Raw genomic sequence first — 14103 nt, 5'->3', positions numbered from 1 at the left:
GTCACGGGCGCCGCTCCGCCATGGTCGGTTCCGGCCGGGGCGGCGCCTCACCCAGCACGACGGCGGCTGCCGCGGCCCAGGTGACCCGGTCCGCGAGGGCGCTGCGCACGGCCGCCATCCTGGCGAAGGCAGCCTCGCGGCCGACGAGACACTCCTCGATGCAGGCGGCCCAGGTGTCCGCGTCGAGTTCGTCGTTCCGTGTGACCGGGACGATCAACCGGTCGGCGTCACCGCCGAGGACCTCCCGCAGCAACAGGGCCAGGCCGCTGTTCGCGCTCACCAGCAGCGGCACGCCCCGGATGACGGCCTCGAGGCCTACGAGTCCGAACCCTTCCCGGCGTGACGGCATGATGACCAGGCTGGCCTTCGCCATGTCCCCGTCCAGGCGGCGCGGATCCCTCGAGTAGGCGCGCACGATCACCTCCAGCCCCGGTGCTCCCGACCAGTCACGGATGCGTTCCTGCTCGATGTCGGCCATCCCTGGCGGAGCACCCCGCACCACCAGTTCGATCGGCTCAGTGGACGCCTTGGTCCGCAGGTCGTGGACGAGACCGCAGGCGCGGGCGCCCAAGTCGACACCCTTGAGCTCGGCGTCCTCGATGCGGCCCGTCATCAACACCTTGAAGAGGTTGCCCGGCGGAGGCTTGCGCGGAGCAGGCAGTCCCGGCTCAGGGAGGTCGAAGCCCGGATCGATCCGCAGCGGCTCCGGCCCGTCGAGGTCGCAGAGTTCGTTGCGGTAGCGGTCCCACAGACGGGGGCCCACGGCGAGCAGGCGATGCGCAGAGGCGCCCAGCCGCCGTTCGATCTCTGTGCGTTCCTCCGCTCTGTGTGCCCGCGTCGTCGAGTCATCGAGCTTGTGCCACTCGATTTCGTCCGGCGCCATGTGGACGATGTGCAGCCGTCGTGCCTGGGGGAAGAAATCCTCCTGCAAGTGGGCTGCTGCGGGACCGGTGATGCGGGCATGGCCAATGATGAGATCCGGTTCCACGCCCGGCGGCAGCTGCGGTCGGCGGGTGAGTTTGCCATAATCCGGCGCGCCGGGAGCTCCCGGGTGGCACAGCAGGGTGACGCCCTTGGCCAACGCGTCGGCGACCTCGGAGTCGTCGGCTCTGACCACCACGCAGTAGACGACTGCTCCGGCCCTGGCAAGTGCGACGCATAAGTGACGGTTGAAGGTACTCAGGCCACCGTGGGCGGACGACCACTCGGTGGCGACGACGAGTACGGTGACCCGGTCGGAGAGGATCCGGGAGGCGATCCGCTCGGCCGACTCGGCCTGCCGGGAGTCACCGGAGGGCTCCGAATCCGCCGGAGCACGCGCGGCGCCGGAGGCACCGGTCTCGAGGAGCGCGCGCACCAAGGCCCTTGACTCGGCCTGCCGTAGGAACCCGTCGTCGTGCAACAGCATGTCCAGGACGCCCCCGGCCGCAGCATGGGTGGCGAGGTGCTCGCGGATGTAAGGGTGCGCGGCGCTCCAGTCCCGGCCGCCGTCGGCCGCTACAGGCACCTGCCGCACGAGGGCCTGCGTGAGTGAGCGTTGTCGGGCGCTGTCCGCAGCGGGAGCCCGCAGCTGCTCCTCCAGCACCTCGTGCACCAACCGGTACACCGCGCCGTCGGCCGTCGCGCTCGCGATGACGAAAGCGCCGCCGTGCTGCGCCAGGAACCAGCTCACGTCGGCTTCGGTGTACCGGGTGCCTGTCAGCGCTTCGGCCAGCGGGCCCCACAACTCGCCCGGCAGGCCCGGACCTTGGGCATAGGCCAGCGTCAGCAGGAGACCAGCCGCAAGCTCCTTGTGTGGGCCGAAGTCTTGGAGGTACCGCGCGAAGGATTCCTCAAAGCCCTGGGACGACAGATTCGACAGGTCGCCGCCCGGCACGTCTCCGCTGAGCAGGGCACGGGCGAGCAACTGTGCCCTGCCGAAGGAGCCTCGAGCGTGCCGGGCGATGTCTGCGGCATCTGCGGCGGCGCGAGCCGGGTGAGCGCGGTAATACGCGGATCGCCCGTGGTCCGGCCCATTTCCGGGTGCTTCCAGGAGCCGGCGGGCATAGACCCGGAGGTCGGTGTCGTCGACGAACTCCGGCGCGTCCAGGTCGACGACGCCTGCGTCCGCGCCGAGGAAGGCGAGCAGGGAGCGCCGGGTGCCGACGATCAGCCGGACAGCGGACAGCTCGCTGAGCGGACGGACCACGTCCGTGATGATGCGGCCGCTCTCCGATGCTTCGTCGAGCCCGTCGAGCAGGATCACGACCGGGTCGGCGCGGGTGGCGAGTACGGCCAATACGTCGGGCAGCGCGCGGTGGCGCACGTCGAGTGCGGCCGCCAGCTGCCGGGTCACGTCCTCGACCGCGCTGTTCAGGCAGTTCATCGCGATGACCGAGAGGCCCGTCGGCGGCAGCGCACCCGGCGGCACGCTCAACCGGGCCGTGCTGTCCAGGTCCATGAGCGCCAGGACCCGGCCGAGCAGCGCCGATTTGCCGCTCCCGGCCCTGCCGGTGACAACGAGAAACCCCGCCTCGCCTCGTGGCGCACCGAGCCAGTCCGCGACCGCGCTCAGGGCCCGGACCCGTCCGGTGAAGAAGTCGCCCGGTTCCGAGGCGTGAGCCACGCCCCGGCTCCGTGACATGAAGTGGTCCTGCTGCTCCCGACGGAGCCGAACGACGCTGCCGATGTCAAGCGAGTCACGCGGAAGGCCAGGGACGTACGCCGGGTTGGGGAAGAACGGGTTCACTCCGCCCGTCGCCAGACCGGCCGCGACGGCGTGCTGGCGGATCCCATGCGCGTCGAAATAGCCGTTGATCCCGTCCGCCACCTGTTCCATGCTCAGATAGCGCTCTCGCTTACCTGCCCCCGCCCCCGTAACCGCCGCTTCGAGCGCTCTTGAGAAGGCACCGACCTGGGCATGTTCGGTACTGTCGGCCGAGGCCAGTACCCAGGTTCCGCCTCCTGCGGCGGACCGGGTGCCGCCCAGTTCGAACAGCGTTCGCCCGGCGTCCCTCGCGGTGGCGCCGGCGTAGCACGCATCGATGACGACCAGCACGTTCCCGGCCAGACTGTTGGCCACCATGCCGACGAAGTCGGTTCCGGGCAGGGCCGTGTAGGGGAAGTCCTCGCCGTCGTCCGCGCCGATGAGGTAATGCCGGTCCTGGTGGAGGTGGCCGTGGCCGCCGAAGTACGCGACCACCACGTCGTCTGCGCCCAGTCGGGCCCGCCTGCTCCACTCGCTCACCTCTTGGCGCAGCGTGGCCGACGTGGGGTTGACGGAGGCATTCGGCAGGACCCGTTCGTAGCCCATCGATGCGAGGAGGTCTGCGACGTGCTCAGCGTCGGTGACGGCCTCGGGAAGATCGGAGAACGGCTCCGCGTAATCCGAGACACCGACCACGATCGCGTACCGGCGCCCCGACATTCCTTCGGGGTCCCCCGCCGCAGCATCCGTCACGGTCGCCCTCTCTTCCCACCGCGCCCAGCGCAACTGTCAGAAGACGATACGCGAGGAGAGCCCATGCCGAGGGGCCAACGCCACGGCCTCGCGTCCGCCACGCCGGTTCACCGGCATCACCCACGAGCGAGCACAGAGGGCGAACCACCCAGCCAGGTCAGGGGAATACGAGCAGCTCCGCGACGACCAGGTCCCTCGAGGGGAAGTAGCAATCGAAGGCTCGCTCAGCGAGCGGGTTTCTCCCAGGTCAGCGAGTACCGGCGCAACACATGTCGGCGGTAGCGGACGCCGGACAGCAACAGCCGTGCCGCGGCCCGAACCTGCGCGTAGCTCATCTGCGGGCCAGACCGACCACCACCAGTGTGCCGCCAGGCCGCAGCAAATCACGCATGCGCATAAGCGCTGCCTCGAAGTCCATGTGATGGATCGTGGTCACCGAGCAGATGAAGTCGCATTCTGCGGCGGGGAGTTCGACTATGAGGAAGTCGCCCTGAAAAAAGTGAGTTGTGGACTGTCGACAGCGAACTCGCGTGCGCGGCGATCATTTCCGGCGACTTGTCGATCCCGGTGACGCGTTTCGCCCGCCCAGCAGGCTTCCGCGCCAGCAGCCCGTCTCCGCAGCCGACGTCCAGCGCGTCTTCGCACCCTTCGGGAACGGCATGGAGGAAAAAACAGTGCCGAGCAGAGGGCTGAAGCGGCGGCATGCGTCCGAGCGGTACCCTGATCGCCTGCCGCGAGCGCATCGAAGTCTCCCCGCGCTACGTCCTCGGGTTTCGCTGCCCACCATGAGATGTCTCCCCCCTCTCCTCGTACCGGACGGCTCCTCCGCCCGACATCAAGTCAAGCCGCGCGGACAGCACCGCCCAAGAAGCGATCACCGCGCACAGCGATCAGAAACCGTGATCGCCAACGGCAGGAGGTGTCCGGACCGCGCCTGAGGCGGGTTGATGAGGCACGGCGAGTCCGGCGGTGCCGCACACCGTGAGTGCGGCACCGCGTCGACCATGGCCCGACCTGGCGGAACACGAGATGGTGGTCCACCGGATCCGGCCGGGTTGCGGCCCCGTCCGCGGGTGGCGTGGGCAGGGGCCGGCCGGCCGGACGTCTGAACCGCTTGATCAGGTCAATGGCCGGGGACGCACCGGTACAGCGTCTGTGCGGTGGCTTCCCCCTCAACCGCTCCGGTGAAGTCCGGGGCGGTGGAGATGGCCCCGGAGGAGTCCGAGCCGCCGTAGGCAGAGGCCGGGACGCGGGTGCAGGTGGACCGCACCCAGTTGGCGATCTGCGTGCTGGTCGTCGTCCCGCCGCCGAACAGTGAGCTCATGCCGCGGCCGCCGCCCAGCAGCACGTACTGGAGCCTGCCGGAGTTGACCAACTGCCGAAACTGCGTCTCGGACGGGAACGGCACCTTGCCGCTGAACCCGCCGAGCGGCAGGACATGGGCACCGGCGCCGAGGATGTAGGGGGATGCGCCGTTCCAGCTGGTGGTGGCGAAGACATAGGCAGCCGAACCTTGGCGCGCGGTGGTGTAGTGGAGCAGCTTTCGTTGGCTCGCGGTGAGTTTGCCGTTCTCGCTGAAGCCGCCGAAGCCGCCCATGCTTCGGCGGCTCGCACCGTTGCCCCGCGCCGTGCTGCCGCCCCAGGGCGTCTGGCCGATCCGCAGAGCCGCCGAAGTCACCGAGCGGTGGCCGCGGTCCGTGCGGGACGGGCCGACCGCACCCATGCCGGAGCTGCCGTACGAGGGGTTGAATATCTGCACTGCCCACGCGCTCGGCGCGATCAGTACGGCCGCCAGGGACGCGGCCAGTCCGGCGAGGGCCAACCGCCCGCCGTGGGCGGGGCGACCGGGACGGGACAGCACCAGCAGGGCGACGGCGGCGAGACCGAGCACGGCCACCGCGGGCGCCAGCCACGGCAGGAACGACGGGAACTGGCCGGCCAGGTACGCGCTCCACGTCGCCGTCGCCGCCATTGCGGTCGGCAGCACCCAGGCGCTTCGGCCGCCGGCCCGGTAGGCGCGCCACATCAGCGTGACGCCGCCACCGGTGAGCGCGGCGAGCGGCACCGCGATCACCCCCATGTAGTACGTGTGGCCGCCGACGCTGCCCGCGCTGAACACCATGAAGTATGTGGTCAGCCAGGTACCCCACAGCACGAATCCGGAGCGGACCCGGTCGGTGCGCGGTTTGCCCCGACGCCAGAGCAGACCACAGACGAGGGCGATGGCGGCGATCGGGTACAGCCAACCGGTCTGTGAAGCGAGCGACGTGCCGAACATCTTGGACCAGCCGTTCTGGCCTCCGCCCAGGCCGCCACCGCCGCCTGCCTGGCGCATGGCGCTCGCCCAGGATCCGCGCGGCTGACCGACAGCTTGGCCCCGGGTGACCTGGCCGCCCTGAACGCCTGCCACACCGGTGTGACGGTGGTGGGTGCCGGGAATGGGTCCGGTGCCGTTCTTCCGGACAGTCCCCTGGAGGGCGCCGCCGTGCCGGCCGCTGCCGCTGTACCGGCCGGCACCGGACTTACCGTTCTGGCCGTACTGCCCTGCCGGGCCGCCTTGTCCCATCCGGTTGGCACCCGCGGCCCCGTTCAGTCCGTCATGGCCGCCCCCGCCGCCCTGCGTCGCGCTCACACTGCCCGTGGAGGCTGCGGTGATACCGAGCGACGAGAAGCGATTCAGGAAGTTGTAGCCGACCACCATGCTGAACGCGGAGTTGTTGGTGGTGCCGTCCACATAGGGCCGGTCCTTGGCCGGGGTGAGCGTGACGGCGAGCATCCAGGACGCCGACACGGCGGTCATCACCAGGGCCGACAAGCCCAGATGCGCGAGCCGCTTTCGCAGCGCGATCGGAGCTGCCATCAGGTAGACGAGGGCGAGCGCGGGAAGCACTGCCCACGCCTCCAGCATCTTGGCCTGGAAGCCGAGCCCGACCCACACCCCGGCGAGCATCAGCGGGCGCAGTCGGCCGTCCCGGGCCGCGCGTTGCGTGGCTTCAGCCGCAAGCAGCTCGCACAACGTGAAGGCGGGGTCCTCGACCGCCGTTCGGAAGAGTCCCACGGCGACCGGGGTCAACAGGAACGCCGTACTGGCGATCAGCGCCGCGGGGACGCCCGCCCAACGGCGCACCAAACGGTGCAGGACCAGCAAGCTCGCCACTCCCTCGAGCACCTGAGGCAGAGTCAGCGCCCACGGATGGAATCCGAAGACGCGAGCGGAGAGTGCTTGCGGCCACAGGAATCCCGGCAATTTGTCCAGCGTGATGGAATTTCCCGGATCGAAAGAGCCGTAGAAGAAGGCCTTCCAGCTCTCCGTCATGCTACGAGCGGCGTTCGCGTAGAACGTGTGGTATTGGCTGTGCTCGATCCCCCAGGTGTAGAGCACGGCCGCGAGCACGGTGATGACCAGCAGCGCCGGGCGCGCGTACACGGGTTGGCCCACCGGCGATCTCCAGGGCGCGCGACGATCGGCACTGGTAGGGCGGGCGGACAGGTCGCGGACAGTCGTTGCCATGCCCAGCAGTCTTCGATACCGGGCGAGCCCGCGAGACCAAAGAGGCCGGTTTCAAGGAAATTCTTGTGAGACTCAGGGCAATCTTTTGACTGGCCCGGGCGGGGATTTCAATCTGCGCAGTACAGTTCATTACCTGTCTCATAAACCCACCGCACACAGTAATTGCACAGTGGAGGCATAGCTTATGTCCTGCGAGCGGAGGGAGTGACGAGCCCGGGTATTGGGACGCAGAGTCATGACTTCGTGTGTGACTGGTGCGCGGGTGGAACGGCCGCCCCGCGATGCGTGCTGTCGACGGCCGATGCCTTGGCCGGCGCCACGGGGTTCAAGAGTCGCAGCGGAGAGATCAGCCGGGCTGCAAACACATGCATGTGCCGCGCCACCGATTCGTCGCGAGCTACCGCCGAGAACGTCGCCGCTCCAAGGGATTGAACGGGCGGGCCCTGGCGAAGTCGGCGGCCGGGTACTGGTGACCGCGCCGTCGGCGCCGCTGTCTGCGTGCGTACACCACGAGCGACTTGTTGAGGTCACCTCGACCGGTTGCGGCCGAAGCGACCGCCTCTGCCAACCATTGCGCGTACCGCAGATCCCAGCCGCATGCCACTCGCCAAGGGGATCGCCGGTCAGGGCGGCGTCGCCGATGAGCGCGACGGCCGGTGACGCTTGCCTATTACTGGTCCAGGAGCCGAGCAGATGCCGCAACATCACGCCCGCCCAGCGGAGGAAGCCGTCATTTTGAGTCATGATCAACGAATCGTCCGGGTGAGGTCTTTGATCCAGATCATCGAGGCGCGCAGGTGGAGGCCGGCGAGGCCGCTTTCGTGCCGCTCGACGAAGCCTCCGGAACGGAGCCGGCAAGGCACTTCCCGCCCCGCCCCAGAACGCCTGCACGATGACGCGGCCGACACGAGCCGAAGGACCGCCCACGAACAGCACCGTCACCGATCTGATGCGTCGCAACCTCCTCGACGTCTTCAACGAACCGGACCCCGAGCGCCGCAGCGCGGCCATCTCCCAGACTTACTCCGAGGACGTCGTGTGGCACGAACCCGACCGCGTCAATCATGGCCGCGAGGCTCTCGCCAAGCGCGCCACAGAGCTGCGCGCGCAGACCCCGGACTGGGTCTTCGAACCCGACGGCCCCGTCTCCGTCAACGACGACCTCGGCCACCTCGGCTTCCAGTACGGTCTGGCCGGCCAACCACCCCTCGTGAGCGGTATGGACATCGCCCACTGCAAGGACGGCGTCATCGTCGAGCTCTACACCCTCGTCACCGAAGTCCGTGGCTGACGGGCCGGTGGCACCCGGAGCCCGTTTTCCTTGCGGTTGTCGACCTGATCCCCTCGTATCCGGGATGCCGCGTCCGCGCAGGTGGGCGCGGTTACCGCAGGGCGAACCGGCCTTGTCCCCGCCGACGAGCCGGGCGCGGGGGCGGCTCACGGGCCCACGGACCCGGACCTTCCTCGGTACGCCGACCAAAGACCAGGGCCGCCTCGCCCCGCTGCGCGGCTTCCGCGATCAGGCCGATCCAGCTCGGCACGGGACCGGCGAGACGTTCTTCCACCGATGGCGCGGCCACGTCGGGTAACGCTCGACTGGTTCACCGCGCAACAGATCCGCGCGGGCATCGGCGATGGCGAAGGCCCGCTTGAGCCCCTCCACGAGTACCCGGTCGATGCGGTAGAGCCGTGCCCGCTCGTCCCGCTGCTTGCGCATGCACTCCGCCCCCACAGATCCGGCACTATTTCGCGGGCTTGCCCCGGCAGACGCCGCCCTGTAACTGAGCGGGTTCCCCAGTACCGCCGTTCGGTAGTCACCCTGTGTACGGGTAGCCCAGCGAGGCGGTCAAGGTTCGATGGCAACAGGGCCGTCCGGAGCGGACGCCCGGGCCGTGCGGCGGAAGGCGGCTCGGTAGACGCTCGGGCGGTGGCCGGTATGGCGGGCGAAGAGGGCGGCGAAGGTGCCGGGGTCCTGGTAGCCGACGGCCGCGGCGACGGCGGCGACGGTGCGGTCGGTGGTCTCCAGAAGATGGCTGGCGCGGCTGACCCGGGAGGCCTGCAGATGGGCCAGCGGGCTGCGTCCGGTCTCTTCGGCGAAGCGGCGCAGCAGCGTGCGGGTACTGATCTGGAAGGCGTCCGCGAGCGCGGCGAGATCGTACCGCTCGGCGAGGTTCTGGTCGAGCCGCCGCATGACCCGCTGGGAGAACTCCCGGCCGGGCTGCGGGAGGAGCCGCGGGTCGACGTACGGGGTCTGGGAAGTCCGCGCGTCGTCGACGAGCGCCAACCGTGCGGTGGTGCGGGCCACCCGGACGCCGTTGTGTCGGCGGACCAGGTCCAGCGCGAAGTCGTACATGGCGCTGAAGGCGGCTGTGGTCGTCACCCCGGTGTCGGTGACGACCAGGTGCTCGGGCCGCACGTCGGCGTCCGGGCAGCGTCTGGCCAGTTCGTCGGCGTGCAGCCAGGAGATGGTGGCCCGGCGCCGGTCGAGGAGCCCGGCCTCGGCGAGCAGGAACGCGCCGACGCAGAGGGAGACGACGGCGGTGCCGGCGGCGGCCTGCGCGCGGATCGCCGCGATCTCGGGGGCGAGCCGGGCGAGCCGCGCGTTGAGGTCCGTGTCCGGGCGCAGTTCGAAGCCGGGGACGACGAAGACGTCGACCTCGCGCAAAGGACGCACGTCCAGGCTCGCGCCGCCCGAGGCGGTGACCCGACGGCGAGGCGAGACGACCGACACCCGGTAGCCGGGCGCGTCCGGTCCGGCGACATGCCCGGCCATCGTCAACAGGTCGGGGACGCCGAACACTTCGGACCCGAAGCAGTCCGGGTACGCCAGGACCCCGACCCGCAGCGCACCCGGTCCGGCGGCCGGACCCGCACCGTCCTCCGACTGCCGCGCAGTCTCCGTCATCGCTCCTGTCCCCCTCCCCCCCGGTGTCCCCGGCCCCGGGTCGCCAACCCCGTACCGCTCGCCTTCCTCGTGTGTGGCGAGATTACCCCTGGCCTTGGCGATCCCGCCCCTCACCCGGCGGCCGGCCCAGGGACCAGGCTGGCCCCATGAGCGACGACGATCCAATCATCGACTTCACCCGCCGGAGCGTGGCCCTGGAGGGGGTGGAGAAGACGGTGTACGTGTCCGGGGCCGGGCCCGCCGTCGTGGTGCTGCCCGAGATGCCGGGCATCAGTCCCGACGTCCTGCGGTTCGCGCGCTGGGTGCGGGACGCGGGTTTCACCGTCCATGTGCCCTCCCTGTTCGGGACGGACGGCGCCTTCCCCACGGTCGAGGGCGGCCGGGAGGTCGTCCGCCGCGCCTGTGTGAGCGCGGAGTTCCGCGCCTTCGCCGGAGGCGGCACCAGCCCGGTGACGGCCTGGCTGCGCGGCCTGGCACGCCAGGCCCACACCGCGTGCGGTGGGCCTGGGGTGGGCGCGATCGGCCTGTGCTTCACCGGCAACTTCGCCCTCACCATGGCCCTGGAGCCGGCAGTGATCGCCCCGGTGGTCAACCACCCGTCGCTGCCGCTCGACGACCCCGGAGGACTCGAACTCGACGCGGCGGACGCGCGCGCGGTGCGTGACCGGCTCAACCGCGACGGACTCACCGTCCTCGCCTACCGCTTCGAGGGGGACCGCTGGTGCACGGGGCAGCGCTTCGCCGCCTACCGCGCACTGCTCGGCGACGCCTTCGATGGGCGCGTCCTCCCGGACAGCGCCGCCAACTCGGCCCCGCCGCCCTTCTTCGCCGACCTGGTCGGCACCCCACACAGCGTCGTCACCGCCCATCTCGTCGACGAGGCCGGCCACCCCACGGTCCGGGCCCGCGACGAGATCCTCGCCTTCCTCACCGACCGCCTGCACCCGCACGGGAACCGACCGCTGCCCGCCACCTGAGCGGGCCACGGTCCGCCGGACGGGGGTGTCTTTCCGATCACCGGATCGTTGGTCCGGTGGTGAAGGATGGGGAGGATTTCACACGCCGCGCGGGCGGTGATCGGTTTCGCCGCCTCCAGCAACTGCAATTCGCGCTCATGCCGATTGCGCTCGGTCGAGCCGGATGAGGGTGCTGGCGAGGATGATGGCGGCGAGGTAACCGGTCGACGTGCTTCTACTGGCGACCCCATTGCTGCTCCCCCGCCGTCACCTCGGCCGGGCTGCGGCCCCCTGTCGGAGCGGTCTGCTGCACGGCGCCGCTGCTTTGCGTCGCGGGCCCGCTGCATGGGGACCACCCGTACGCTGTCTGGATGCTGACCGTGGAGTGTCAACGCTCTCTGGCTGGCACCCTGGCCCGCAGCTGACCACCGAGCAGCACCACCCAGCATGCCTGCTGTACCGAGCAGCAGACACAGCAGCGCGCCCCTGACCAACCGGTGGTTCCGGGGTGCCGAGCTCAGGGTTGACGCTGATCGCGACGATGGCGCGGTCCAGGCCGTGCGTCTCGGTCGTCGTCAGCTTTGCAAGCTGGCTCAGCGCGGGCTCCACCAGCAGGGGGCGGGAGCGTCGCGGGCCGTGGTCAGGCAACACGGGGTTGCTCGCCGGCGAAGCGCTCCAGGTGAGCGTCGCGGGCGTCTTCCCACCGCACACCCGACTCGGGTGAGGGGCAGCCGTCGGCGGCGATGTCCTCCGGCCCCGAGACGAGGTCGTCGGCCTTGGCGCGCTGGTCGGCCGCGCAGGCGCGGACGGACGCGGTGACATGCTCATCGAGTGGCTGAGGGTCGGGGACGGAGGCGGGGGCCGGCTGCTGGCTCGTCCGGGGCTCCGTGGGCGTCATATCGCGTGTGACGTGTCCTCACGGTATCGCCGGGGCGCGGCACCGGTCTGCGGTACGGACGAAACCCGGCATGTGGCGGCGGCTGCCGCTTATCGGCCACTGCAGGACCCATGATCCATCTGCGGGCGCGGCAGGGCTTTGCGAGAGAACGAACCGGGCCCACTGCGACGTGGCGAGCCTGGTGCTGACCACACCAGGCTCGACAGACACTCCCGTCTCTTTGTCCGGCGCTGCCAGGGTGGCTGTCATGACCCAACGCACCACTTTGATCACCGGCGCTACCCAGGGCATGGGCCGCGCTCTCGCACTCGATCTGGCGCCGCGCGGCGGCACCGTCCTGCTGCACGGCCGGGACCGCGATCGACTGGAGGCCGTGGCCGCCGAAGCACGCGTCATCGCCCCCGACACCACCATCCGTACTTACCTCGCCGATCTGTCCGACCTGAACCAGGTGCATGCGATGGCCGACCGCATTCGTGCGGCGGAGCCGCACCTCGATGGTCTGATCAACAACGCGGTGGCGGGCGGCGGTGCCGAACCGCTCAAACGCGAGCTGAGCCGCCAAGGCCATGAACTTCGCTTCGCCGTGAATCACCTCGCCCCCTACGCTCTCACCCGCGGCCTGCTGCCCCTGCTCACCGCTTCGACTCCCGCCCGAGTGATCAACGTCGCCTCGATCGGCCAGGAGGCCATCGACTTCGGCGACGTCATGCTGGAACGGGGCTATGAGGGGCTGCGCGCCTACTGCAGAAGCAAGGTGGCCATGATCATGGCGACCTTCGAGCTGGCCGCCGAACTGCAAGGCAGCGGAGTCACGGTGAACGCCCTCCACCCAGCCCACCTGATGGACACGAACGGCGTCCGCACGTATGGCCTCACACCCGTCACCAGCACGGACGAAGGCGTCCGGCCGACAGTGCGTCTGCTCCTCGACCCGGAACTCGGCACCACCACGGGGCGATACTTCGACCAGTTCAGGGATGTACGTGCCCATGAGCAGGTGTACGACGCCGAGGCCTGTGAGCGCCTGATGAAGCTGACACACAGCCTGATCGGATGACACTCACGGCTGGGCAACGGGGCTATGGAAGCCCGAAGGCGCCAGGGCAGCCAGGCTCACCGCTGTGCAGCCAATCGGCGCGCCGACCGGACAGATGCCGTGTGTCGGATGAGGTCGGCCAGCGGACCCACCGATTGCAAAGCCCACCAACCACACCTTCTGGTGCACCTACGCCAAGGACAACACCCACACCAAGTACGTCTGGAAGCTGACCACCACCGACAAGGAGAAGCCGGCCCTGTCGTCCATGCTCGACACCTGCACCGACCAGACCGTGGTGGCGTATGGCGAGCTGGGCGGCAGCTGATGACGCTCTTTGCAAATCCCCACCCCTTGCTTGGGGGTGGGACAGACCTGCTCACCGAGATTCGCCACCCGCCCGTCGCCGTCACGCACCCTCCCCTCATGCGGTCCTGACCGGTGCGGCACAATCGTGGTCAACTGGGCGGGCAACGGTGGGGGTGGGAACGTGGGGCGTTTTGGCTCGCGAAGCCGACGCAAGGGCATACCGAACGAGCCGGCGCTACTGGCTGCGGCTGCTGAGAATCCCGGTGGCAGCGTCGCCGAGATCGACCCGACGTATATCGACGACCCGAACGGCTACGTACCTCCCGAAGCAATCCGTGGCGCGTGGTTGGTGGACAGCAGCGGGAAACTGACAGGTGAGTACCAGGAGAATCTCCGTCACGGGGTGCCACAGGACGACTTCAGCAAGCTCACTGATCCTGATCACTGGCTTGGCTGGCTCGGCGATGATCCCGCGACAGCCGTCCGGAAGGGCATCGAAGAGTCCTTGCGCGCCCAGGTGGCAGACGCAGTGGTCGAGTGGGTCAAGATCCTTGAAACGCCCCGGTTTCTCACGGGTGGGCGTCGACATTCTGAAGACGAACAGGCCATGTTGGTCACCCGCGCGGCACTCGCCGCGCCGTTTGCGTTGTCCGTGCGCACAACGCAGCACGGGCGTTCCATCCTCCTGGGGGTGTTCTCCTGGGCGGCGGTGAACCTCTCATCGCCCGAAGTCCGCAAGGATCGGCACTGGTTTGACCTGGGCGTCGGGCTGGACTGGGCCGGTGAACGGCTTCAAGGACGGATCTACGAGATTGACGGTGAGGACGGCACCGTCGAGCGATAGAGCGGCAACGCCACGCCGTACCGCCGGTCAGAGCGGATACAGCGCCCTTGACGGGAAGGAGCGGTCCGAACCCTCACCTGGCGGGCGAATCCGGCCCCTCCGTTCACTGCGCAACCAAGTGGGGAACCAAACGCCCGACACGCGGCACCCGGCGGCAATTCAGTTGCCTTAGCTGGTCGGGTAGCCGGGACGCAGCAATGCG

The 14103-nt window shown here is 69.5% G+C and carries 9 protein-coding genes and 1 pseudogene; 4 read left to right on the top strand and 6 right to left on the bottom strand.

The annotated features are described in order from the left end of the window. Position 1: 1 nt before the first annotated feature. The 3 genes and pseudogenes from AVL59_RS21225 to AVL59_RS21220 all read right to left on the bottom strand — a co-directional run bounded on the left by AVL59_RS21225 (position 2) and on the right by AVL59_RS21220 (position 6878). Complete coding sequence (locus tag AVL59_RS21225; protein ID WP_159399980.1) at positions 2-3439, bottom strand: caspase family protein; 3438 nt, start codon at positions 3437-3439, stop codon at positions 2-4. A 331-nt stretch (positions 3440-3770) separates the two neighbouring features. Beyond that, positions 3771-4143, bottom strand: a pseudogene (locus AVL59_RS56075) (class I SAM-dependent methyltransferase). A gap of 419 nt (positions 4144-4562) precedes the next feature. Further along, a complete protein-coding gene (locus AVL59_RS21220; protein ID WP_237281586.1) occupies positions 4563-6878 on the bottom strand; it encodes an ArnT family glycosyltransferase in 2316 nt (771 codons plus the stop codon). A gap of 1021 nt (positions 6879-7899) precedes the next feature. Here AVL59_RS21220 and AVL59_RS21215 point away from each other — a divergent pair. Then, positions 7900-8241: a nuclear transport factor 2 family protein gene (locus tag AVL59_RS21215; protein WP_208870423.1), complete on the top strand. Its 342-nt coding sequence runs from the start codon at positions 7900-7902 to the stop codon at positions 8239-8241. A gap of 228 nt (positions 8242-8469) precedes the next feature. Here AVL59_RS21215 and AVL59_RS21210 read toward each other — a convergent pair whose 3' ends face one another. After that, positions 8470-8667: a hypothetical protein gene (locus AVL59_RS21210; RefSeq protein WP_099053096.1), complete on the bottom strand. Its 198-nt coding sequence runs from the start codon at positions 8665-8667 to the stop codon at positions 8470-8472. Between the two features lie 129 nt (positions 8668-8796). Further along, entirely contained in the window at positions 8797-9855 is a 1059-nt protein-coding gene (locus tag AVL59_RS21205) for a GlxA family transcriptional regulator (RefSeq protein ID WP_067306794.1), read from the bottom strand. Positions 9856-10001: 146 nt separating this feature from the next. Between AVL59_RS21205 and AVL59_RS21200 the strand changes: the two genes are divergently transcribed. Beyond that, the gene (locus AVL59_RS21200) at positions 10002-10832 is read left to right on the top strand and encodes a dienelactone hydrolase family protein (protein WP_067306791.1); all 831 of its coding nucleotides are present in this window, start codon (positions 10002-10004) and stop codon (positions 10830-10832) included. A 619-nt stretch (positions 10833-11451) separates the two neighbouring features. Here AVL59_RS21200 and AVL59_RS21195 read toward each other — a convergent pair. Beyond that, positions 11452-11709: a hypothetical protein gene (locus AVL59_RS21195; RefSeq protein WP_067306789.1), complete on the bottom strand. Its 258-nt coding sequence runs from the start codon at positions 11707-11709 to the stop codon at positions 11452-11454. Between the two features lie 247 nt (positions 11710-11956). On the opposite strand from AVL59_RS21195, the gene AVL59_RS21190 reads away from it, so the two are divergent. Both AVL59_RS21190 and AVL59_RS21180 read left to right on the top strand, forming a co-directional pair. Continuing rightward, positions 11957-12769 (top strand): SDR family NAD(P)-dependent oxidoreductase, encoded by an 813-nt coding sequence (locus tag AVL59_RS21190; RefSeq protein WP_067306787.1) that lies wholly within the window; start codon positions 11957-11959, stop codon positions 12767-12769. A gap of 469 nt (positions 12770-13238) precedes the next feature. Continuing rightward, entirely contained in the window at positions 13239-13901 is a 663-nt protein-coding gene (locus tag AVL59_RS21180) for a hypothetical protein (protein ID WP_067306782.1), read from the top strand. Positions 13902-14103 lie beyond the last annotated feature (202 nt).

This window comes from Streptomyces griseochromogenes, assembly GCF_001542625.1.
Classification (GTDB): Bacteria; Actinomycetota; Actinomycetes; order Streptomycetales; family Streptomycetaceae; genus Streptomyces; species Streptomyces griseochromogenes.
The sequence above is the reverse complement of the archived record's forward strand: the minus strand, read 5'-3'. Positions and strand labels throughout refer to the sequence as shown.